Source organism: Massilia sp. LMS1-1-1.1 (assembly GCF_040815535.1).
Taxonomy (GTDB): domain Bacteria; phylum Pseudomonadota; class Gammaproteobacteria; order Burkholderiales; family Burkholderiaceae_D; genus Janthinobacterium; species Janthinobacterium aestuarii.
Map to the genome: position 1 here is coordinate 476,372 of NZ_JBFPNG010000023.1, position 20,573 is coordinate 496,944.

Sequence of the window (20,573 nt, forward strand, 5' to 3'; positions counted from 1 at the left end):
GCCTACCGGGGGAAATATCATGTCCGCACACACTTACAAGCTGATCGAACTGGTGGGCACTTCGACCGAGAGCAGCGATCAGGCGATACGCGATGCCATTGCCAAGGCGGCGCTGACGGTCAAGCATATGGACTGGTATGAAGTGACCGAGTCGCGCGGCCATATCGTCGACGGCAAGGTGGCGCACTTTCAGGTTACGCTCAAGGTCGGCTTCCGGCTCGAATAAAGAGATCGAGTAAAGTAGGCGGCGCGTTCAGCGCCGCCCAGGTACTCCCCGGCTCTCCAGCCATTCCCGCCCGCCGCTGTCCAGCGCGGTCGCTATGACCTTTTCCGGCAAGCTGTAGACGGTCGCCCAGCTGGCGCGACCGTCCTGCGTGTTGGCGGGAAAGCTGTGCGTCTCGATCGGCCAGTGGTATTTGCGTTTCAGCGCTTTCACGATGGCGGCCAGCGAGACGCGGCCTTGCAGCGGTTCGGCGCCGGACTGGTCACGGTTCGACAGCAGCACGGCCAGGACCTGGCCGCGGCCCGTGCGTGCGCCGGGGAAGGTGGGGGTTTTGTTTGCCATGGCCTATTTTACCGGGCAAGGCGCGATGTGCCGCACCTTTGATCTGGCGCAAACGCCGTAGCGGCTTTGCGGCCACGATGGACGTTTCGACAGGCGTGCCAGTGCCCCTCTGGCAGCCTGGTCCTGCCATCACGGGGCACAGGAGCCTATCATGCACAGCCTGAACATCCACGCCATGCAATGGCAGCCCGTCGCCGATATTTCCGCCGTCAATCCGCTGCTACCCGACGACCTCGCCTGCTTTCGCGAACTGCGCGACGTGCTGCAACGCTACGGCGCCCTTGACCGCTTCGGCATTTCCCTGATCCACCGCCATTTCGACATCGCCGACGACGAGGAGCTGATGGAGTACACGGATGCGGAAACACGCACCTTGACGGTAAAGCCTGTCAAGAAAAGCGACATCGACTGGCAGCACACGACGATTACCAACTGGAAACTGGCGGAAGGCGAGGAAGTGGCGCGCATCGGTTGCGGCTGCGCGCGCAATTCGGGTGGCCACCTCGGCTATCACCGGGGCACCTGAAAACGGCGTCGGCCTTTCTTACACTTTGCTTCCACCGGCTCAGTCCGCTTTGCGCAAGCCCTTGATTCAATATGCTTTTTTTGTGTGGCACGCAAGCTGCTTATCACTGTCTACGAGATGAATCCAGGCAGGTCATTCTGGATTCTTTCTCCCCCGGATTTTCCGAGACTGACTACGATAAGAGGCTGCGATGAACGTCGATCACACACGAAACAAGACCCTGGGTTGGCTGGGCGCACTGGCGGCGGCAAGCTTGCTGGCCAGCGGTCAGGCGCAGGCCGGTGCGTACGGCCTGGCCGTCAATGAGTTGAACAATTTCCGCATCACCACCAGCGCCGGCGCGCTGTCGCTGGCCGGCGCCAACCGCAATGCCAGCGACAGCGCCTTCTTCGAAGGCGGCGTGGCCGTCAATCCGCGCGCCGTCAATACAGGCCCGGCCGCCAACGCCGACGTGCTGCAAGTGTGTTCGGGCAGCGGCTGCGGCGGCTTGCCGCAAAATAACTACGTGCCCAGCCCCAGTTCCACCCTGGAGTTCGCACGCGGCGACGCGCACGCATTCGGCAACATGCTCAATGGCGGCTCCACCGTGCGCGCCGTTGCGGAAGCACAGCGCGACACGGTCGGCGCCGCCACGGCCACGGCTGGCGACACGCTCACCGGCTCCGTCAATCTGACCCTGTCGAGCGCCGGCTTCATCACCTTCAACTTCATGGGACGGCGCGATCTGCGCACCAGCGTGACGACCATGGGTGACAAGTCGAGCGTATCGATCATGGATATCTTCAATATCTCGTGCAATACTTCCAGTCCCGTGGGCTGCCTGTCGAACGCGAATGCCGATGGCGTGATCTTCCAGTTCGCGCCCGATGGCGACGCCAGCAATGGCAGCGACGTCAATGGCAACCATACGGTCGGCAGCCTCGATCCCTTCAGCCTGAACATGACGGCAGGCACCAACGACCCGGCCACCTCGCGCGCCTTTGCGAATGGTTTTGCGATGTTTTCCCTGACCTCGAATTTCGCCCTGCCCGCCGGCAGCTACACCTTGAACTTTTCCAAGTCCACGCGCACCGACATCGTCGTCATCGAGCCCCTGCAAGTACCGGAGCCAGGCACTCTCTTCCTGCTGGGCATGGGACTGGCGGCCCTGGCTTTTACGCGCCGCCGCCAGCCGAAATAATCCGCAGCATGAAAAACACGCGGCGCCCGTAAAAGGCGCCGCGTTTTTTTATGCCGACAACGATGTTTTAACCGAGCCGTGCCAGCGCCCGGCGCGCCAGTTGCAATTGCTGCAGATAATAGCGGTGCAGCATGGCGGGGTCGCTCAGGTCACGCCCCAGTACCAGGCGCAGCTCGCTGGCGGGGCAGTCGGCGGCCTGGGTCTGTACCTGGGCGCCCAACTGGCGGACCAGCTGGCGCGCCGCCTGCTCCTGCGCGGGCCGGTATTCGACGCGCGTGCGCGCCACCTGGAAACTGGTTTCATTGGTCAGGCGCACCACCTGCACGGGCGCACCCGCCAGGCTGCGTGCCAGCGCGGCGGCCAAGCCAGGCACGCCGTTGCCGTTCACAATTTCCAGGCGCGGATGCGGCGCGCCAGCTGCCGGTGCAGGCGCCACAGACACCGACGCGGCAGCGGGCACGCTGCGCACAACGGCCGACGACACGCGCCGCAAGCGGGCCATGCCATCGCTCTGCGTGATCTCCACGCGCGCCATGGCGGGCGCATCCGGCACAGGCTCGGGCACAAGCTTCGGCGGTGCCTCGGCGCGTAACAAGGCCATATCGCGCCGCACATCGTGTTCCTGCAAGCTGGCCGCCTGGCGCCGCATGACGGCGGCGCGCTCGTGCTGCCCCAGCCGTTCGAGTACCTGCGCCAGATGCCGCCAGGCCAGCGCATGGAGCGGGTCGAGCAGACAGGCCTGCTCCAGCGCAGTCAACGCTTGCGCATCGCGTCCGCTCAAATAATAGGCATGACCGAGATTGCTGAACAGATAGGCTTGCCGCGGCTGCGGCGTACCCGCTTCCTGCGTCAAGGCCAGCCAATGGGCGATCGCCGCGTCGTGTTCGCCACGCTGCGCATGCAGCACGGCCAAGCCGTTGCGCGCGTTCACGTGGCGTGGCGCATGGCGCAGGGCTTGTTCATAAGCCGCTTGCGCCGCAGGCAAGTCGCCCCGCTCGAAATGCTGGCGCCCCGCCGCATAGGCGGCATCGGCGTCGGGCCACACCGCCACCGGCACATGGGCCAACTGCGTGGTACAGGCGGCCAGGCCCAGGCAGGCGCAGGCGGCGGCAAGGCGGGAAATCGTCAAGCGCATGGTGACTCCTTTCAGCGGCTGGCCATGGCCGGCACGAGCACGCGATAGACTTCGATCACGGCCGGCCCCATGAGCACCAGCATCAGGGTGGGAAAGACGCAAAAGATCAGCGGGAACAGCAGTTTCAGGGCGATCTTCGCTGCCGCCTCCTCGGCCAGCAGGCTGCGCTTGCCGCGCAGGTTTTCCGAATGCACGCGCAGCGAATCGCCCATGCTGGTGCCGAAGCGCTCCGATTGAATCAGCATGGCGACAAGAGTGTCGACGTCTTCCACGCCGCTGCGCAGGGCGAGGTTGCGCAACGCCTTTTCCTTGGAAAAGCCGGCGCGCATTTCCATCAGCACCAGCTGCAATTCCTGCGCCAGCACCACGCTCTTGATGTGGATTTCGCCCGATACCTTCACCAGCGCGCGCTCCAGGCTCAGGCCCGCTTCCACGCAGACGGTCAGCAAGTCGAGCGCGTCGGGGATGTTTTCAAAGATGTCGCGCTGGCGCCGCTTGGCCGTGCTGGCCAGCACCAGGTTGGGCAGGTAGTAACCGATGGTGGCGCTGACGCACAGCAGCAACAGCAGCACGCTGCGCAGCTGCGCCGCCATGGCGCTGGCCGCATACAAACCCAGCACGGTGGGAAACAGCAGGGCCAGCACGGATTTCGCCGCGAAGTACAGGGCCGGCGCGCTGGCTTGCCGCCAGCCCGCGTTCATGAAACGCGTACGCAGCGGCGAACGTTCCCAGCCCTCTTCCGGCAGCGACAGCTTGCTGAACGGCTGCGCCACGCGCGCCACCCTCTCCACCCAGCCATTTTCCACCACCGCCTCGCTGGCGGCCGGCGCCGTGGCGCCAAACAGGCGCTGGCGCAAAGTGCCGGGAAAGAAGATCACCCACGCCAGCAGGGCCAGCGCCACCACCACGGCAAAGACGATCACGAGAAACAGCAGTTGTGCACCGCTCATAGCACCTCCTGTTTTAGATGCGGATGCGGATCACGTTGCGCATCCACACGACGCCCAGCGCCACCATGCCGGCCGCGTACCACAGCAGTTTGATGCCGCTGGGATCGGTCCACAGCAGGCGGATGTATTGCGGGTTGACCAGTGCCATGACACCGATCATCACCACCGGCATCAGCCCCAGCACCCAGGCCGACATGCGCCCCTCGGCCGACAGCACGCGCACCTGCCCCAGCAGCTTCAAACGGGCGCGGATGATGCGCGCGATGCTGACCAGCACCTCGGCCAAATTCCCCCCCGATTCACGTTGCACCAGCACGGCGATGACGAGGTAGCGCAAGTCCGTCAGCGGTATGCGCGCGGCCAGGTTTTGCAGCGCCTCGTTCATCGGCACGCCGTAATTGATCTCTTCGTGCGCCATCTTGAATTCGCCGCTGATCGGCTCATTGAGTTCATCGCCGACCATCTGCAGCACGTTCGAAAACGAGTGCCCGGCGCGCAGCGCGCGGGCCAGGAAATCGGCCGCTTCCGGCAGTTGCGCCTCGATCTTTTTCAGCCGCGCCGCGCGCGCGCGCAGCACGCACAAACACGGTGCGCTCGCGGCGCAGGACAGCAGCAGCACGGCGCCGGGCACGGGCATGGACCATGCCGCCAGCAGCAGCAAGGCCGCCAGCAGCAAGGCACCGGTGCCGCCCAGGAATTGCGCCACCGACCAGGACAGGCCCGATTGCAGCAGCAAATGGTCGAGCTTTGCGGCCTGCGGCGCTCGCCGCAGCAAGCGCTCCAGCCCGGGCGAACGCGCATAGCGGCGCTGCTTGAGGATGGAGACCCGCTCGCCGCCCCCCTCGCCGCGCGCCGCCATCAGCCGCAAGCGCCGGTTAATGCGCCGCGCCGCGCTGCCATGCGTGCCCGACCACCACAGCCAAACGCCTTCCACCATCAGGATGCAGGCGGCGAACAGCAGCACGGCAAAGCCGTAGAAGACCAGGTCCATGGTTCCCTCCTTACTCATAGATGCGGTCGGGGTCGAACACGCTGTCTGGCACGGGCGCACCGAACATGCGCAGCCGTTCCGTAAAACGCGGCCGCACGCCCGTGGCGCAGAAGTGCCCCTGCACCTTGCCGTCGGCATCGACGCCCGTCTGCTCGAAGCGGAAGATTTCATGCATGGCGATGATGTCGCCTTCCATGCCCGTCACTTCCTGCAGGCTGACCAGCTTGCGCGCGCCGTCCGTCAGGCGCGACACTTGCATCACCACCGTCACGGCCGAACAGATCTGCTGGCGCGTGGCGCGCGGCGTCAGGTTCACATTGGCCATGCCGACCATGTTTTCCAGCCGCGCCAGCGCGTCGCGCGCCGTGTTCGAGTGGATGGTCGCCAGCGACCCTTCATGGCCCGTGTTCATCGCCTGCAGCATGTCGAGCGCCTCGGCGCCGCGCACCTCGCCCAGGATGATGCGGTCGGGCCGCATGCGCAGCGCATTGCGCACCAGCGCGCGCTGGCTCACTTCGCCCTTGCCCTCGATATTCGGCGGGCGCGTTTCCAGGCGCACCACGTGCGGCTGGCGCAGCGCCAGTTCGGCCGCATCCTCGATGGTCACGATGCGCTCGCTGCCGGGAATGAAGCCGGACAGCACGTTGAGCAAGGTCGTCTTGCCGCTGCCCGTGCCGCCCGAGATCAGGATGTTGACCTTGGCCTGGCCCAGCGCCTGCAGCACCTGCACCATGGGCGGCGTCAGGCTTTTGTAGTCGAGCAGGTTGGCGATGGTGAGCGGCTGCACGGCAAAGCGCCGGATCGACAGGATCGGTCCATCGACGGCCAGCGGCGGAATGATGGCATTCACGCGCGATCCGTCGGGCAGGCGCGCGTCGACCATCGGGCTCGATTCGTCGACGCGCCGCCCCACACGCGAGACGATCTTTTCGATGATCTTCATCAGGTGCGCATTGTCGTGGAAAGTCACGTCCGTCAACTGCAGCCGCCCGCCCCGCTCCACATACACCTTGTCGCAGGTATTGACGAGGATGTCGGACACGCTGGCATCGGCCAGCAAGGGTTCGAGCGGGCCAAAACCCAGCATCTCGTGCTGGATGTCGAGCACCAGGCTATGGCGCTCATGCTGGTTCAGCACGATGCGTTCTTCCTCGATCACGCGCTGCACCAGCAGCGCCAGCTCGTGCTTGAACTGCTCCGCCGTCAGGCGTTTTAAGCGTTCCAGGTCGATACGGTCGAGTATCGTCTGGTGCATGGTTTTTTTCAGTTCCTGGTAGGCGTGCAGCGCCAGCGCGCCTTGTGCATTGGTGGCGGGGCGCACCGTTTCATTCGCCGCCAGGCGCTCGCGTAAAGTCATCTCGGCTCCCATGATGGCCCCCGGCGGGAGCCTTGACATCGATTGCTGCGCTACGCCTCGCTGCGGCTGAACAGGCGGTCGAACAGGCCGCGGCTTTCCGTCACGCGGCGCGCCGTCACCAGTTCCACCAATTCGGCCAGGCTGCGCGCCACGGCGCTGGTGCGCGACAGCTGCAGCAGCGGAATGCCCTGGTTGACGGAATCGGTGGCGGCGATGTAATCGTTGGGCACCGTGTGCACCACTTCCGCGCCCAGCGCCTGTTCCAGGTCCGCCAGGCGCAGGCGCCCGCCCTTCTCATAGCGGTTGACGATCAGGCGCAGGCGCTCGCCCGGATAGCCGAGCGAGCGGAAAATGTCGAGCAGGCGGCGCCCGTCGCGGATGTCAGGCAAGGCCAGCTGCAGCACCGGATAGATGGCGTCGGCGTTGTCGAGCGCGCGCAGCGACAGCGCATCGATCTGGCGTCCCACGTCGAGCACGATGTAGTCGTAGTGCTGGCGCGCCACGGCCAGGATGCGGTCCATGTGCTCGGGCTGCATGTCGACCTTGTGCGAAGGGTCGTCGGCCGCCGCCAGCACGCCGAAGTTCGGCGTCACGTGCACCAGGCACGAGGCGAGGAAGGCGCCATCCATGCGCGCGATCTGCGCGCAGATGTCGGACAGGGTCATGGCCGGCTTCTGGTCCGACACATACAAGGTGGCGTCGCCGAACTGGCCGTGCAGGTCGATCAGCAGCACCTTGCAGCCGGCCAGACTGGCCAGCGCGTAGGAAAAATTCGTCGACAGGAAGGTGGCGCCGCTGCCGCCCTTGCACGAGATGAAGGCGAGCACTTTACCGTCGCGCATCTGCGTCACGCCGGCCTGGATATCGACCCTGTCCATCGCCTCGTGAAAGGCCTTGTGCACCAGCGGCAGCTGCAGCACTTCGCGCATGCCGGCGCGCATGGCGCGTATCAGCACATCCTGCTGCTGGCCGCGCGTGAGCAGCATCAGCACGGCCAGCGGATACTGGCGCGCCAGCCGCTCGAGCAGGTCGGCTTCATCGGCATCGATGCCGCTGGCGTCGACGATCACCAGTTCCGGCGCTTCCGGCAGCATGCGCTCGACGGCGTCGCGCAGGCCGCTGCGCCGTTCCAGCAGGCGCAGCACGGGCATGCGGGCCGCCCCCTGCGCGGCAATTTCATCGTGCAAGCTGGTGTCGCGGCTAATCATCAAGGCTTTCATCGCACTTCCTCGCTTCTTTCAGGTCTACACATTCGGCTGCGCCGCAAGTGGCGCTCAAAGACAAAAACCGGGATTGTCCGGATAGCCCAGCGACTCGGCCACCGCCATGGTGGCGCCGTTGGGCAGGCGCACGGCGCCTGCGCCGGAGGGAAACATCACGTTCAGCAGCGGCAGGATGGGCCGGTATGGCACGCTCTCGCAGCGCCCGCCGTCGCCAGGCACGCACAGTCGCGCGCGCACAAAACGGATGCAGCTGGCGCCATGCGGATCGTCCAGGCAATTGATGCGGTTGCGTTGCGGGCAGCCCGGCAATACCGTTACCGGCACGGCGGCCAGCGCGGCGCCGCCGCTCGACTGCGACAGATAATCGATGCGCACATACGCGTCGCTGATACCACCGCCCAGCGGCAGCACGCCCGGCGCGGCGCGCAGCACGGCGTGCGTGCGCACGGCCTGCAGCGCACTTGCATTGCTGAAATCGGCGACGGCGGCGCCGCGCGCGGCACGCCGGGTAATCTCATGCACCATATTCCATAGATACACGGCGCGCGCCACTTCCAGCATGGCGAACAGGAAGAGCAGGAACAACAGCGCCAGCATGGCGAACTCGACGGCAAAAACACCGCCCTGGCGCTGCCGGCGGGGAGGCGGGTTAATTGACATAGCGCAATGTCGCGTTGGCGCGCAGCGGGATCGGCGCAAGTTGCGGCAGCCACTTGCGCGTCAGCTCGGGCAAGATATCGACGGGCATATCCACGGACAACTTGATGCGCACCTGCAGCGGCGGCGTCGCATAAGTGCCGCAACTGTAGGAATCGTCGGCATAGACACAGTCCACGCTGACCCTGACGGCCTCCATGGTGGGCCAGCTTTCCGCCATCGCCTCGGTCACCATCTGCCGTGAAAATGCGACCGCCTGGGTCGCCGTGCCGATACCGGCCATCTGCGACAGCGGCATGGTTGCCATGTAGCGCGCCGCATCGTGCGTGCTTTTTTGCAGGGCCGTGTACACCAGCAGCGCGCGGCCGAACAGCAGCACGAAGGGCAGCAGCGCCATGAAAAACAGCAGGATCAGCGCCAGCTCGATGGCGGCGACACCATCCTGGCGGCGTGGCGCGCGGCAGCGCGGCCTCATTGCAGCAACTCCGCAGGGCCTACCAGCGCGCCTTCGGCTACCAGGCCGTCAAATTCGGCGCTCAACACACCATTGCTGGCCGGCGCCGTCATGAAGAAACGGCCGATGCCCCGCACCTGCGCCAGCACGTCGCTGCCGGCCGGCAGCGGACAGGCCAGCAGGGCAATATGCAGCAGGCGCCGCTGCGCCACGCCCGTATTGCCGGTCGGCGCCGTCTGGTACGCCAGCGTCTGGTACGGCGGCGTGGCGGGATAGCCGGACTTGGCGGCCGGCGCGGCGGGGCTAGCCGGATACAGCTTGGCCCAGTCGCTGGTGGCAAACGGCAGGTAGCCGCCGGCCGGCTTCACACTGCTGTATTTGGCCGCCTTGGCAAACGACCACAACGGCCCGTAACTGCCAACGGCGGGCGGCGTCGCGTTCGATTCCGGATCGGCCACGGACAGCAGCGGATTGCCGGTACTCAGGGCGCTCGGTGCGTCGGGCGTGTTCGTCATCCACCAGTTTGCGGCCGTATTCGGATAGGCGCGGATATTCGTGTCGGGCGGCGCCGTGACGGGATGACAGCCACTGCCAGCGTGCAGATTGAAGCGCGCGTTGAAGGCCGGCCACAAGGTGGCGGGAAACGGCCGGTGCACGTGCACTTGCGCGCTGCCGATGCGCGGGTACAGCACCGTGCCGCTGCACACGAACGGCAACACGCTGGTCTCGCCGACCTGCAGCGACGAGCCCACCACACCCGGCTGGCCCAGCGGATTGAGCACGAAATGTTCGGCCGCCGGGCCGTGCGGATTGAGTTTCAACAGGTTATACGCCACGCCACGGCGAAAGCCATATTCCAGCAGCTCGACGGCCGGCAGCAGCGCCGCATTCGTGCGCGCACTGGCCGCGCTGGCCGACAACGCGCAGACGGCCAGCGGCGTCAGGTTCAAACTGGTACGCCCCGCCACGGCGCGCGCGCCCGTGTCCAGCGTGCGCAGCGCCGGCGACCAGGCGCCCAGGAACGCCGTCGCCACCCGCCCCAGCGACGGGTCATTGGCCTGCGTATCGACACGCGCGAACAGCGCTGTGGCCGCATCGGGCACGGCGCCCGCCGCATGCCATTCGCTGGCGGGCGCATCGGGCGCGCTGGCGAAGCGGATGCTGGCGTCCGACAGGATCGCGCCCTGCATGCGGCGCCGCCACGCGCTCTTGTCGGCCGCGCTGCTCTTGGCCTGCGTCACGGCAGCAAGCAAGCCTTCGGGCGTGCCCACCAGTTCGGCGGCCGCCGCCAGCGCCGCGTTGTCGGCCAGGTTCTGCAATTCCGTCTTGCGGCCGATGACCTGACCCACGTCGAGCGCCAGGCCGATAAAACCCAGCACCAGGATGAGCAGGATGGAAAAGGCGATCAGCATCGCCCCGCGCTGGCGCTGGCGTCTATTTGCCATTGCCGCCTCCCAGCATGAATTGCACCGGCTGCGGCGCCTGGCCGTTCGGTTCGACGAACGAGGCGCGGTAGCGCTGCATCACGGCGTGCGCGCTGGGGCCGTCCAGCCCGTCGGCAGGCTGGCGATTGCCCGCGCTGGCCGGATAACGGACCTGCTGCGCCATGGAAAGGCGCACGGCATTGCCGAAGCGCGGGTCCAGCTGCGGCGTGCTGCTGTGCGCGCAGGCGGCCAGCTGCGTGACCAGGGCCAGGGCGGCCAGGCGCCGCAGCGGTATCAGGAACGAGTTCGGCATGGCGTGTCTCCCCGTCTCATTTCAACTCGAAGCCGTTGGCCGCGCGCGGTGGCGGCACGGACGGCGGCGCCAGCGGCAAGGTACCTTCCATCTTGCCGCGCAACATCAAGTCCGTGCGCGAGGGAGGCGCCAGCTGCGCCGTCGGCAGCACGGCATCGGCCGGCAAGGGTTTGACCAGGTGCGCGGTAATGACGAACAACAATTCCGTGCGGTCATGCTGGAAGTCCGTGCTGCGAAACAGCGCGCCGAGGATGGGCAGCTCGCTGAGCCACGGCACGCCCGTGATGTTGCTCACCTGGTTGTTTTTGATCAGGCCGCCGATGGCGTAGCTCTGGCCGTCGTACAGCTGCACCGTGGTCGAGGCGCGTCGCGTGGTGATCACGGGCAAAATGGAGCGCCCGCTGACGCCGGCGGCGGAAATGCCCACCCCTTCGCGCGACAGTTCCGACACTTCCGGCGCCACCTTCAAATTGATGCGCCCGCCCGACAGCACGGTGGGCGTAAAACGCAGGCCGACGCCATACTCGCGCTCTTCCAAGGTGATCTTGTTGTTGTCCTGGCCGACGGGAATGAAGATCTTGCCGCCGGCCAGAAAACTGCCCTCCTGCCCGCTGATCGCCATCACGGTCGGCTCGGCCAGGATGCGCACCAGGCCATCCTGTTTCTGCGCCTCGATGGTCAGCTGCTGGCCATTCGACTTGCGCACGTCAAGCAAGCCATTGGCCGTGCCGCTCAAGAAATTCGACAGCAAGGTGGTGGCCCAGCTGCCGGAAGCGAAGCGCAAGGTGGCGCCCACTTCCAGGCGTTCCAGGAGCGACTTCGACACTTCGGCGATCTGCACGGCCAGCATCACCTGCTGCGGCGCGCTGACGTCGAGCATATTGATGATGCGGCTGTTCGCGCTGCCAGCGGGCGCCGTGGCCGCCGCCGGCATGGCGGCGCCGTCGGCCGGCTTGGGCAAGGCCAGCGGCACGGTAGCGCGGCGCACATACGCGTGCGCCAGCTCGGTGGCGCGCAGCACGGCGCCCGCATCCTGCACCGTGCCCGACAGCACCAGGGTGTCGGCCACGGCCGTGACGCGAATGGCTTTTTCTTCCGGCATCAGAGCCGCCAGGGTCGTTTGCAAGCCGGACGGGTCCATGCTGACACTGACGTTCACCACGCTGCACACGCCGCTCCTGCCCTGGATGATCATATTCGTGCTGCCCACGTCGACACCGACGACATATAAAGTGTCGGGCGCGACCAGCATGGCTTGCAGCATGGCCGGATTGCCGACGCTGCGGGCCAGCACCGCCTCGGGCAGGCGCAGCATGCTCGACTTGCCCACCTGCAGCTGCAAGTTGCCCGGTGTCGCCGCTTCGCCACCGCAGCGGGGGCCAGGATCGGCTGCCGTGCCGGCAAGCGGCAACAGCAGGCAGCACAGTGTCAGCAGGGCGCGGTTCATGAGCGTGTCCATGGTTGGCTAAAAACATTCGCGCGACTGGCGCGTCCCATCGATGACGGTGCTGCACTGGCGCTGTGGTTCCGGTGGCGCCTTCGCCACGCGCACCGGACGCGGCGCCGCGGCAGCCACGGGCACGACGGTGGCAGGCGCAGAAGCAGGCTCGGCTTCGTGCGGTCCGCCCAGCAAGGTCAGCTTGGTGGCGCCCGCCGTCACGCCCGGCTGCGGATCGACCTGGTTGCGCAGCACCAGCGACAGGCTGCCCACGCTGCGCGCCAGGTCCAGGTTTTCCGCCTGTTCCGGCGTCACTTCCAGGGTCACGGCATTGACCACGCGCGGCTTGGTCTCGTCGCGTCCCACTTCCTGCGCCACGGCCAGCACGAGAATGCGTTCGAGCACGATCTTGGAAATGTTGCGGCTTTGCGGAAACGCGCGGTCGCCGGCATCTTGCTGGGTACTGACGATGATGTCGACATAGTTGCCCGGCAAGGCGAAGCCGGCCACGCCGATCACGTCGTTGACGCGCACGGTGATGGCGCGCCGCCCTTCCGTGATCAGGGCCGACAGGCCACCCAGGGTACCGACGGGCGCGAGCTTGGCCTCGCTCAGCGGCTCGCCGCGCAGCACGCTGGTTTTCAGCACCCGTCCGGCCAGTTTTGCCGGTTCTTGCAGCGCGCCTTGCGGCAAGCTTTCCGCTGGCCACTCGGCCAGGCGCAGCATCTCGGGTGTCAGGCGCTGACCCAGGTTGACATCGCTGGAGGCGACGACGATCTTGCCCTTGCCGGCCGGCGTCTGGCGCAGCAGCCAGTGCGAGGCCAGCAGCACGGCCAGCAGACCCAGCACCACGGCCAGGGCCATCATCAAGAGGGCGCGCCGGTTTTTCATGCGATACGCTCGCACAGGCTGGCGGCCGGCACGTCGCAGCTGGCAAACAGGCTGCTCCAGGCCTGCTCCAGCGCGGTCACCGTCAGGCGCGCGTCGCAGCCGGCAAAGCCGGCGAAGTCGCCTATGCGCGCCAGCAATTCCTGCGGATAGCTGGCCAGCAAGGGCCGTCCCTGCGCGCCATGCAGCTGCAGCAGATGGTGCAGGACCAGCTCGTCGATGGCCAGGCCGGCCAGCCGGCATTGCTGGCGGAACAGGGCGCGATAGGCGTTCTCGGCCAGCGGCCCCACCTGCACCTTGTAGCCGATGCGGCGCAGCAAGGCGGCGTCAAACAGCTCGCCCGGCGGCACATTCGTGGCCAGCACGAGGGCATTGTCGAACGGCACGCTGATCTGCACGCCGCCTGGCAAAGCCAGCTGATCGCTGCCGCGCGCCAGCGGCTGCATCAGCCGCGTCAGCAGTTCTTGCGCACCCAGGCGCTGGCGCCCCAGGTCGTCGATGATCAGCATGCCGTTATTCGCCCGCACATGGGGCGGCGCCTGGTAGCAGCCGCCGCTGGCGTCGTGGCGCAGTTCCAGCATGCCGGCGTCGAGCTCGGCGCCCACGTGGATCACGGGACGCTGGCACAGCACCCAGCGGATATCCGTGCTGCGCCGCTCCAGCGCCTGGCGCGCATGGCTGACGTGCTGCGGCGCGGGCGGCAGGTGCTGGGCCGGATCGTACAACTGGATGATGTCCTGGCCGACGACGATGGCGTAGGGCACGGCGACGAGACCGTGCAGCAATTGGCCCAGCTGCAGCGCCAGGGTCGATTTGCCGCTGCCGGGCGGACCGTACAGCAGCAGCGAGCGTCCCGAATGCAGGGCCGCGCCGACCACGTCGAGCATGCCCGGCCCCGCATGGGCGCCACCGAGCACGGCGGCCAGGTCATCGCTGCCGACGCGCTGTTCCTGTGCCAGCCACGACTGGCGCGCCACCATGGCGCGGTACGCTTCCAGGGTGACGGGCGCGGCGCCGATATACGCGCAGCGTTCGAGGAAGGCGCTGGCGCGCTGCTTGCCGGCGCCCGTCAGCTGGTACTGCACGTCGATATCGGATTCGCCGCGCCAGGCCACTTCGGCCATCTGCTCCGTCACCATGAAATCGAGCACTTCGCGCAAGACATTGATCGACAGGCGCAAGCGCGTCGTCAGCGCCGACAGGTGCGTCTTGCCGCCCACAAACATCAGCTTGGCGATCAGTTCGACGACGAGCGGCCGCTCGAGTCCCGTTTCACGCAAGCTCTTCGGCTGCGGCGGCAAGGGCGGCATCAGGTTCGCGTCGGCAGGGCGCGGAACGCTGTCGGTGCTCATGGAATAATCGACCTCGGTCATGCTGCGTCTCCCAGCCGGTTAGGACTGCATTGAACAGAATTCATTCTAGCGAGCGAGAACTGGCGTCCATTGATTCAAAGCAATGAATACCAATCAGAAATAATTCCGCCCTTGCACCACCAGGCAGCCCAGGGCGACGGCCAGTCCGTACGGCATGTTGCCCACGCTGGCGCCGCTGCCCAGCGCGCTTGGCGCCAGCGGAATGCCGGCCATGCGCGCGATCATCGGCCACATCAGCTGGCGCAAATTGCCGAGGCAAACGCGCCACTTGCCCTGCCAGGTGATCATCATCACGGCCATCACGCCGCCCAGGACAAATGTGGCAAAACAGATCTGCAGCACGGGCCAGGGACCGACAAAGGCACCCACCATGGCGATCAGCTTGACGTCGCCGGCGGCCATGCCGCGCAGCACATATAAAGGCAGGAACAGGAAGAAGCCCGTCGCCATACCGCCCAGCACCAGCTGCGGCACGCGGTGCGGCCACAGCCACAAATGCAGCGCCAGCGCGGCGAGCATGCCGGCCAGCACCAGCCAATTCGGAATCTTGCGTTGGATCAAATCACTGACGGCGGCTCCCGTCACGAAGCTCAGCAACAGCAGGTCGCACAAGGCAGTTGCAGGCATGGCACACCTCCCGAAAAAAACCCGCCACCGGCCGGCCGATGGCGGGCACCCGCTTAGGGTGTCAACACCAGGTTCGACGAAATGTCGGTGAGGACGGCCAGCAAGTTGGTCTTGATCAGCAAGAAACCGGCCGTGATGGCGGTAGCCATCAACGCCGCGATCAGGCCGTATTCGATTGCCGTAATGCCATCCTCATCCTTGACAAACTGCTGTACTGCCGACAGGAAGGTATGCATGACAAGCTCCCAAAAGTGAATCACAAGTCCCTGGCGCAATCGGGTGTGAAACATTGCCCTTTCCTGCTAATATGTTTCCTGCCGTAAATTTCTGCGCCATTGCATTGACTATAAAGCGTCCATGTTTTGGCAAATTGACGCGCCACAAGTTTCCACATGGAAATTATCAAACTCTGGTGAAATGGCGGCTGGCGCAAACAAATGTTGCGATCCGGATTGAAAGCCTGCGTCAGGGCAAGTTTTTTGCAATGTAGTGCATGAATCTCATGTATTTACATGAAATATTGCATACGTTAATTGCCTATTAGGCAAAAAGACATTATCCTGCTTAGCTCTTCTTTGGAAAGGCCTCTCGCCCGGCGGTACAGAGCGTCATGCCACCAAATAAATCTTGGCTTCTTGTAGACGGACGCGAACATGCTCTTGCTTGATGCAATGCTGTTATGACGACACTTGTGTGACCACTTTCCAGAGATCGACAATGGATTCCCTACTGAAACACATGGTGGACATGACCGGGCACCGCGACCACACGATGCTCGACATCTCCGTGATCTCGGCGGTCCAGGAACTCGCTGCCGCGTCGCAGACCCGTGTGTTGGCGCTGACCACCGTGCGTGGCCAGGTGTTCGTGCGGTCGCGGGCCATCATCGTGGCGGGCAGCGTGGCCCGCATGGAAGAGCATAACGACCCGACCCTGCCCGGCGAACCGCTGTCCGACTACCCGGCCCTGGCCGCCTGCATCAAGCGCCATGAAGCGAGTGCCGACACCTTGTGCGCCGATGGCCGCCATCTGCTGTGGCTGCCCATCTGGATCGGCGACCAGGTCACCACCTGCCTGGAAATCACCAATCCCACGCCGTACACGGGTGCCACCATCCAGGTGATCGGCGGCATCGTCAGCGTATACCGCAATTTCCAGAACCTGCTCGACTACAGCGAACGCGATTCGCTCACCGGCTTGTTGAACCGCAAGACCTTTGACGACCAGCTGGCGAAAATCCTGCACAGCCGCGGCGAACCGGAAATGGAAAAGCCGCGTCCCATCGATGAAGAACGGCGCCACCATACGGACACGGAACGGCAATGGCTGGCCGTGATCGACGTCGATCATTTCAAACTGGTCAACGATAAATTTGGCCATCTGTATGGCGATGAAGTGCTGATCCTGATCGCCAACCAGCTGCAATCGTCGTTCCGCTCGCAAGACCGCATCTTCCGCTTCGGCGGCGAGGAATTCGTCGTGCTGCTGCGCTCGATCACCCTGGAAAATGCACAGAAAATCATCGACCGCTTCCGCACCAATGTCGAAGCGCACGACTTCCCGCAAGTGGGCAGGGTGACCGTCAGCGTGGGCTTCGTCAGCATCAACGCCTACGAGGCGCCCGTCATCATCCTCGGCCGCGCCGACCAGGCCCTGTATTACGCCAAGAGCCATGGCCGCAACCTGGCGTGCCACTATGACGAGCTGGTGGCAAAAGGCTTGCTGACAACCATTACCTCGAACGATACGGCGGAATTTTTCTGATCACCTGAGAAAACGTCCATGGCGGCGTTGCAGGCGCTCGCCGTACTAGTCGTACTGTCTTCGCGCCAGCGCCTTGCCCTGAACGTTTTTCAGGCGCTCTTTTCAAAGGCGCACACCGTTCATGCATCCGCCAGCGATAAAAAGCGCATGGGATCGACCTGCCACTTGGCGGCCGACTCATGGCCGACGATCTTGTCAGCGCCGCCAAAACCGAAGCCGCGAGACAAATCGACCGTTTCCGGCTTGATGTAGGTCTTGCTCTTCGTACTGAAAAACACATTGACCTTCGGCGCCAGCAGATTGCTTTCGTGCGCCTCGATGACGACGGCCAGGCGGCCCGACTCCAGCATCACCATGGTGCCTACCGGATAAATTCCCACGCAGCGCATGAAATCCTGCGCGAACACGGGATTGAAGTGGAATTTGCTCCACTCATAGATCTTGCGCAAGGCTTCGGCGGCGGGAATACCCTTGTGATAGCTGCGGTCCGACGTCAGCGCGTCATACACATCGACGATGGCGGCCATCTGCGCCAGCTCGCTGATGGCGTCGCCGGCCAGTTGGTCCGGGTAGCCGCTGCCGTCGCGCCGTTCGTGGTGGTGCAAGGTAATGTCGAGGGGAATGGCGCCCACCTCGGGCGACTGGCGCAGGATGTCGTAGCCGTCGCGCGGGTGGCGCTTGATCTGGATAAACTCCTCCGGGCTCAGAGGACCCGGCTTGTTCAACACGCTATCGGGCACCAGCGCCTTGCCCGTGTCGTGCAGCAAGCCGCCGAGACCGGCCTGGTGCGTGGTGGCCGCATCGATGCCGCGCGAGCGGCAAAACGCCACCAGCAGCGCGCATACGCTGACGGAATGCAAGAAGGTGTAGTCATCCTTGCTCTTGATGCGCAACAAGCCGACGAGGGCGCCGGGATTGCGCAGGATTGATTCGGTAATGTCTTGCACCGTGTGCTGTACGCGGTCGAGCTCGACAGCCTTGCCCAGGCGCACATCGGCCATCACCGTGCGCACCAGGCTTGCCGCCTGCCGCCGCACCTGCGTGGCGCGCGCCAGTTCCATGCCCAGCGACACGCGCGTGACCACTTGCAGCGGCGTGGCGATCTGCACCAGTTCGCGTTCCGTTTCCACCTGCGCCTGCGCCACCGTGGGCGCATCCTGCACGTCGAGGCCCTTGCCGCTGTCGATTACCACGTCGTGGATGCCGGCCTGCATGATCTTGCGGATTTCATCGTCGCTGCGCAACAGGAAGCGGTTGCGCACGAATGGATGCGTCATCCAGTCGCAGCTGAGGTCATGAATGTACATGCCCACTTTTAATTGAGACGAATCAACTTTCTTGAGCATGCTGTCATCCCACAAATACGCGGCTGGAGCACCGAAGGCGCTAGAATGAGTATAACAAAATTGTTATTCTGCTGGCCGCGTTCGGCGCTGCGGCGCAATATGCTGCTTTTCCGACCACCGCACCGCTTTTGGGACCCATGGAACTGCGCCAATTACGCTACTTTGTTGCCATCGTCGACCACGGCTCGCTGTCGCGCGCGGCCCTGATCCTGCACGTGGCGCAGCCGGCCCTGACGCAGCAGCTGCGCCAGCTGGAAGAGGAACTGGGCGTGCAGCTGCTGCACCGCTCGGCGCAGGGCGTGCTCAGCACGGACGCGGGCAAGGTGTTTTACGAACATGCACAAGCGATCCTGAAACAGGTGGCCGACGCCCGCTCGGCCGTCACGCAAAGCGCCACGCGGCCGTCCGGCAACGTCACCCTGGGCTTGCCGCACAGCATATCGGGCGCGCTGGCCCTGCCCCTGCTGCTGGCCGCGCGCGAACGCTATCCCGAAATCACCCTGCAACTGACGGAAGAAATCACGGGCAACCTCAATGAACAACTGAAATCGGGCCGCATCAATCTGGCCGTGCTGTTCGATGATGGCCAGCTGACCCCGTTTGCCTGCTGCCCCCTGGTGGAGGAAGAGATGCGTTTCATCTGCCGCAGCGATTCGCCGTTCGCGCCCACGGGCTCGGCGCTGTCGTTCCCGCAGGCATTGAGCGCCACCCTGATCCTGCCGGGCCTGCAGCATGGCGTGCGCCCACGCATCGACAGCCGCGCCCGCGAACTGGGCCTGGAGACGGCGAACGTGATCGAGATCAACTCGATCGCCATCCTGAAATCGGCCATCCTGGCCGGCATGGGCGCCACCATCCTGCCCGCCGCGCCCCTGCTGGCCGAGCTCGACAGCGGCGCCATGCGCAGCTACGCCATCCACAGCCCCGTCCTGTCGCGCACGGTGGCCCTGTGCGCCTCGAAAAACATTCCCCTCACCAATGCGGGCAACGCCGTGAAAAACCTCGTGCTGCAAGTGGCCGCCGAGCTGTGCGGCAGCGGGCGCTGGGTGGGGGCGCACGTGCTGTAGCGAGCATTATTTTTCCAGCAATAATTTCTCAAAAGAAATAAAATGATGGTCTTATTCATTTCACCATCGTCACCATGTCCTTCCTCACCACGTCCCTGCGCTGCCTGGCGGCAGGCACCGCCCTGCTGCTATTGATGCAGGGCGCCCAAGCGGCCCGCCCGCAATCCGAATTTCCCTTGCGCGAAGTGCTGCTCAGCGATGTTGCGCAGCCCATCGAAAGAAAAGAAATCGAGGTGGTGGTATTTATCGCCCCGGAAAGTTGCACGCCCAAGACCCATGAAAGTACCTGGGGCACCATCGTCTCGTCGGACAACACCTCCCTGTTCAAAAGCTGGGCTTGCCGCGCTTATGTCGACGCTGCCAAGGATCCGAAAGAAGAACTCGCCTTCGTCCCCATGCCGCCCGCGTTCAAGCAACCATCCATCCTCGACACCGTGCAGGGACTGCCTGCCAGCACGACGGGACGGCGCTACGTGGCTCTGGTGGACTGGAAATATGCAGATACCACGCTAGGAAAATGCAATAGCTATGGCTGCCGTTCTTCCTTCATCATGCTCATTGAAGCGGTGGTATATGACCGAGTGGCGAGTAAAACCATCTGGCATTCCATAGAAACGACGCGTGCCACCATGAAGGACCTTCACTACGATGCAAAAGAGGCCAGATCCATGGGGCCACTTAACGTCTCTATTGCGCTGAATGGGATCATGGGACACAAAGCCCAGCACGAAGCAGAGGAACAAGGCCTGCGCCGCACGACCGCCCTGGAGCCGTCAAGTGCGCCTGGGCAAGCGGGCACGGTACTCAATAGAAAAGCCAATCTGATCCTCTTTAACCGCATGCCGCAAGAAACGGTAGATAGCGAGAAATTCGAAGATGGCAGCACCTTCTACACTATCGAGGCCAGCCATCTGCAGGGCAGCGCGAAAAAAAACCTCTACTATCATGATTCCGGCACACATGTGGCGCTGGAGCTGGCACCGGGCACATACGAGCTCGCCTTCTACAAAAAGCGCACGACCGTCAATATCAAGGAAAATGGTCCTCCCATATATCTGAGCTTTGATACAGGTTTCATGAGTAGTCTCAGCGTCAATGAGCTTAGTCCCCAAAAAGCCCTGGAACTGACGCAAGACTCGCTCAATGCCTTGCTGCCCGAATTGACGCCAGTGGCCTATCCCTTGCGCGCGCGCAAGCTGCAATGGACGCAGCCCTAAAGCGTGCACGGCCAACATGGCCTGTCTTGCAGCGCAGGATAGGCCATCAATTTTTCTTATACCCCCATCGTCAAACCG

General features: G+C 64.4%; 22 protein-coding genes. 6 read left to right on the plus strand and 16 right to left on the minus strand.

The features are described 5' to 3' along the window. The first annotated feature begins 19 nt into the window (after positions 1–19). Entirely contained in the window at positions 20–226 is a 207-nt protein-coding gene (locus MRBLMS1_RS17135) for a dodecin (protein ID WP_034753599.1), read from the plus strand. Between the two features lie 27 nt (positions 227–253). On the opposite strand, the gene MRBLMS1_RS17140 is transcribed toward MRBLMS1_RS17135, so the two are convergent. Next, positions 254–565, minus strand: coding sequence for a hypothetical protein (locus MRBLMS1_RS17140; protein ID WP_485880605.1), 312 nt, complete (start codon positions 563–565; stop codon positions 254–256). A 151-nt stretch (positions 566–716) separates the two neighbouring features. Between MRBLMS1_RS17140 and MRBLMS1_RS17145 the strand changes: the two genes are divergently transcribed. Both MRBLMS1_RS17145 and MRBLMS1_RS17150 read left to right on the plus strand, forming a co-directional pair. Continuing rightward, positions 717–1,091, plus strand: coding sequence for a hypothetical protein (locus MRBLMS1_RS17145; RefSeq protein ID WP_128140996.1), 375 nt, complete (start codon positions 717–719; stop codon positions 1,089–1,091). Between the two features lie 190 nt (positions 1,092–1,281). Beyond that, complete coding sequence (locus tag MRBLMS1_RS17150) at positions 1,282–2,271, plus strand: EDSAP-1 family PEP-CTERM protein (protein ID WP_485880607.1); 990 nt, start codon at positions 1,282–1,284, stop codon at positions 2,269–2,271. Between the two features lie 67 nt (positions 2,272–2,338). Here MRBLMS1_RS17150 and MRBLMS1_RS17155 read toward each other — a convergent pair whose 3' ends face one another. From MRBLMS1_RS17155 to MRBLMS1_RS17220, 14 genes are all read right to left on the minus strand, one after another. Next, on the minus strand, positions 2,339–3,406 hold the full coding sequence (locus MRBLMS1_RS17155; protein ID WP_485880609.1) for a LytR C-terminal domain-containing protein: 1,068 nt from the start codon (positions 3,404–3,406) through the stop codon (positions 2,339–2,341). Between the two features lie 11 nt (positions 3,407–3,417). Further along, positions 3,418–4,356 carry a type II secretion system F family protein gene (locus MRBLMS1_RS17160; protein ID WP_072455840.1) on the minus strand — a complete coding sequence of 313 codons (939 nt, stop codon included), beginning with the start codon at positions 4,354–4,356 and terminating at the stop codon, positions 3,418–3,420. Positions 4,357–4,369: 13 nt separating this feature from the next. Further along, positions 4,370–5,347 carry a type II secretion system F family protein gene (locus MRBLMS1_RS17165; RefSeq protein ID WP_485880612.1) on the minus strand — a complete coding sequence of 326 codons (978 nt, stop codon included), beginning with the start codon at positions 5,345–5,347 and terminating at the stop codon, positions 4,370–4,372. A gap of 10 nt (positions 5,348–5,357) precedes the next feature. After that, positions 5,358–6,704, minus strand: a complete 1,347-nt coding sequence (locus MRBLMS1_RS17170; protein WP_436482303.1) for a TadA family conjugal transfer-associated ATPase — start codon at positions 6,702–6,704, stop codon at positions 5,358–5,360. A 50-nt stretch (positions 6,705–6,754) separates the two neighbouring features. Continuing rightward, positions 6,755–7,924 carry a CpaE/TadZ family protein gene (locus MRBLMS1_RS17175; RefSeq protein ID WP_436482302.1) on the minus strand — a complete coding sequence of 390 codons (1,170 nt, stop codon included), beginning with the start codon at positions 7,922–7,924 and terminating at the stop codon, positions 6,755–6,757. Positions 7,925–7,978: 54 nt separating this feature from the next. Next, positions 7,979–8,587, minus strand: coding sequence for a TadE/TadG family type IV pilus assembly protein (locus MRBLMS1_RS17180; protein ID WP_485880614.1), 609 nt, complete (start codon positions 8,585–8,587; stop codon positions 7,979–7,981). Continuing rightward, on the minus strand, positions 8,577–9,059 hold the full coding sequence (locus tag MRBLMS1_RS17185) for a TadE/TadG family type IV pilus assembly protein (protein ID WP_128140989.1): 483 nt from the start codon (positions 9,057–9,059) through the stop codon (positions 8,577–8,579). The genes MRBLMS1_RS17180 and MRBLMS1_RS17185 overlap by 11 nt, the downstream gene beginning before the upstream one ends. Beyond that, positions 9,056–10,483 (minus strand): pilus assembly protein TadG-related protein, encoded by a 1,428-nt coding sequence (locus MRBLMS1_RS17190; protein ID WP_485880616.1) that lies wholly within the window; start codon positions 10,481–10,483, stop codon positions 9,056–9,058. The genes MRBLMS1_RS17185 and MRBLMS1_RS17190 overlap by 4 nt, the downstream gene beginning before the upstream one ends. Then, entirely contained in the window at positions 10,473–10,775 is a 303-nt protein-coding gene (locus MRBLMS1_RS17195) for a hypothetical protein (RefSeq protein WP_139091395.1), read from the minus strand. Before MRBLMS1_RS17195 ends, MRBLMS1_RS17190 begins: the two co-directional genes overlap by 11 nt. Before the next feature lie 16 nt (positions 10,776–10,791). Beyond that, positions 10,792–12,222 (minus strand): type II and III secretion system protein family protein, encoded by a 1,431-nt coding sequence (locus MRBLMS1_RS17200; RefSeq protein ID WP_485880618.1) that lies wholly within the window; start codon positions 12,220–12,222, stop codon positions 10,792–10,794. A gap of 18 nt (positions 12,223–12,240) precedes the next feature. Further along, complete coding sequence (cpaB, locus tag MRBLMS1_RS17205; protein WP_485880620.1) at positions 12,241–13,104, minus strand: Flp pilus assembly protein CpaB; 864 nt, start codon at positions 13,102–13,104, stop codon at positions 12,241–12,243. Further along, complete coding sequence (locus MRBLMS1_RS17210; protein ID WP_485880622.1) at positions 13,101–14,474, minus strand: ATP-binding protein; 1,374 nt, start codon at positions 14,472–14,474, stop codon at positions 13,101–13,103. The genes cpaB and MRBLMS1_RS17210 overlap by 4 nt, the downstream gene beginning before the upstream one ends. Positions 14,475–14,567: 93 nt before the next feature. Then, positions 14,568–15,101, minus strand: a complete 534-nt coding sequence (locus MRBLMS1_RS17215) for an A24 family peptidase (RefSeq protein WP_485880624.1) — start codon at positions 15,099–15,101, stop codon at positions 14,568–14,570. A gap of 53 nt (positions 15,102–15,154) precedes the next feature. Further along, complete coding sequence (locus tag MRBLMS1_RS17220; protein WP_034752975.1) at positions 15,155–15,337, minus strand: Flp family type IVb pilin; 183 nt, start codon at positions 15,335–15,337, stop codon at positions 15,155–15,157. 481 nt (positions 15,338–15,818) lie between these two features. On the opposite strand from MRBLMS1_RS17220, the gene MRBLMS1_RS17225 reads away from it, so the two are divergent. Continuing rightward, complete coding sequence (locus MRBLMS1_RS17225) at positions 15,819–16,865, plus strand: GGDEF domain-containing protein (RefSeq protein ID WP_485880626.1); 1,047 nt, start codon at positions 15,819–15,821, stop codon at positions 16,863–16,865. A gap of 119 nt (positions 16,866–16,984) precedes the next feature. Here MRBLMS1_RS17225 and MRBLMS1_RS17230 read toward each other — a convergent pair whose 3' ends face one another. Further along, positions 16,985–18,172, minus strand: coding sequence for an HD-GYP domain-containing protein (locus tag MRBLMS1_RS17230; protein WP_252867152.1), 1,188 nt, complete (start codon positions 18,170–18,172; stop codon positions 16,985–16,987). Between the two features lie 176 nt (positions 18,173–18,348). On the opposite strand from MRBLMS1_RS17230, the gene MRBLMS1_RS17235 reads away from it, so the two are divergent. Continuing rightward, positions 18,349–19,278 (plus strand): LysR substrate-binding domain-containing protein, encoded by a 930-nt coding sequence (locus tag MRBLMS1_RS17235; RefSeq protein WP_485880628.1) that lies wholly within the window; start codon positions 18,349–18,351, stop codon positions 19,276–19,278. A 74-nt stretch (positions 19,279–19,352) separates the two neighbouring features. Further along, positions 19,353–20,495, plus strand: coding sequence for a hypothetical protein (locus MRBLMS1_RS17240; RefSeq protein ID WP_139091388.1), 1,143 nt, complete (start codon positions 19,353–19,355; stop codon positions 20,493–20,495). The last annotated feature ends 78 nt before the right edge of the window (positions 20,496–20,573 follow it).

Bases quoted from the DNA above. Each gene is read 5' to 3' on its own strand.
- MRBLMS1_RS17135 (WP_034753599.1), top strand. From the start codon at position 20: ATGTCCGCACACACTTACAAGCTGATCGAACTGGTGGGCACTTCGACC.
- MRBLMS1_RS17140 (WP_485880605.1), bottom strand. From the start codon at position 565: ATGGCAAACAAAACCCCCACCTTCCCCGGCGCACGCACGGGCCGCGGC.
- MRBLMS1_RS17145 (WP_128140996.1), top strand. From the start codon at position 717: ATGCACAGCCTGAACATCCACGCCATGCAATGGCAGCCCGTCGCCGAT.
- MRBLMS1_RS17150 (WP_485880607.1), top strand. From the start codon at position 1,282: ATGAACGTCGATCACACACGAAACAAGACCCTGGGTTGGCTGGGCGCA.
- MRBLMS1_RS17155 (WP_485880609.1), bottom strand. From the start codon at position 3,406: ATGCGCTTGACGATTTCCCGCCTTGCCGCCGCCTGCGCCTGCCTGGGC.
- MRBLMS1_RS17160 (WP_072455840.1), bottom strand. From the start codon at position 4,356: ATGAGCGGTGCACAACTGCTGTTTCTCGTGATCGTCTTTGCCGTGGTG.
- MRBLMS1_RS17165 (WP_485880612.1), bottom strand. From the start codon at position 5,347: ATGGACCTGGTCTTCTACGGCTTTGCCGTGCTGCTGTTCGCCGCCTGC.
- MRBLMS1_RS17170 (WP_436482303.1), bottom strand. From the start codon at position 6,704: ATGACTTTACGCGAGCGCCTGGCGGCGAATGAAACGGTGCGCCCCGCC.
- MRBLMS1_RS17175 (WP_436482302.1), bottom strand. From the start codon at position 7,924: ATGAAAGCCTTGATGATTAGCCGCGACACCAGCTTGCACGATGAAATT.
- MRBLMS1_RS17180 (WP_485880614.1), bottom strand. From the start codon at position 8,587: ATGTCAATTAACCCGCCTCCCCGCCGGCAGCGCCAGGGCGGTGTTTTT.
- MRBLMS1_RS17185 (WP_128140989.1), bottom strand. From the start codon at position 9,059: ATGAGGCCGCGCTGCCGCGCGCCACGCCGCCAGGATGGTGTCGCCGCC.
- MRBLMS1_RS17190 (WP_485880616.1), bottom strand. From the start codon at position 10,483: ATGGCAAATAGACGCCAGCGCCAGCGCGGGGCGATGCTGATCGCCTTT.
- MRBLMS1_RS17195 (WP_139091395.1), bottom strand. From the start codon at position 10,775: ATGCCGAACTCGTTCCTGATACCGCTGCGGCGCCTGGCCGCCCTGGCC.
- MRBLMS1_RS17200 (WP_485880618.1), bottom strand. From the start codon at position 12,222: ATGAACCGCGCCCTGCTGACACTGTGCTGCCTGCTGTTGCCGCTTGCC.
- cpaB (WP_485880620.1), bottom strand. From the start codon at position 13,104: ATGAAAAACCGGCGCGCCCTCTTGATGATGGCCCTGGCCGTGGTGCTG.
- MRBLMS1_RS17210 (WP_485880622.1), bottom strand. From the start codon at position 14,474: ATGACCGAGGTCGATTATTCCATGAGCACCGACAGCGTTCCGCGCCCT.
- MRBLMS1_RS17215 (WP_485880624.1), bottom strand. From the start codon at position 15,101: ATGCCTGCAACTGCCTTGTGCGACCTGCTGTTGCTGAGCTTCGTGACG.
- MRBLMS1_RS17220 (WP_034752975.1), bottom strand. From the start codon at position 15,337: ATGCATACCTTCCTGTCGGCAGTACAGCAGTTTGTCAAGGATGAGGAT.
- MRBLMS1_RS17225 (WP_485880626.1), top strand. From the start codon at position 15,819: ATGGATTCCCTACTGAAACACATGGTGGACATGACCGGGCACCGCGAC.
- MRBLMS1_RS17230 (WP_252867152.1), bottom strand. From the start codon at position 18,172: ATGTACATTCATGACCTCAGCTGCGACTGGATGACGCATCCATTCGTG.
- MRBLMS1_RS17235 (WP_485880628.1), top strand. From the start codon at position 18,349: ATGGAACTGCGCCAATTACGCTACTTTGTTGCCATCGTCGACCACGGC.
- MRBLMS1_RS17240 (WP_139091388.1), top strand. From the start codon at position 19,353: ATGTCCTTCCTCACCACGTCCCTGCGCTGCCTGGCGGCAGGCACCGCC.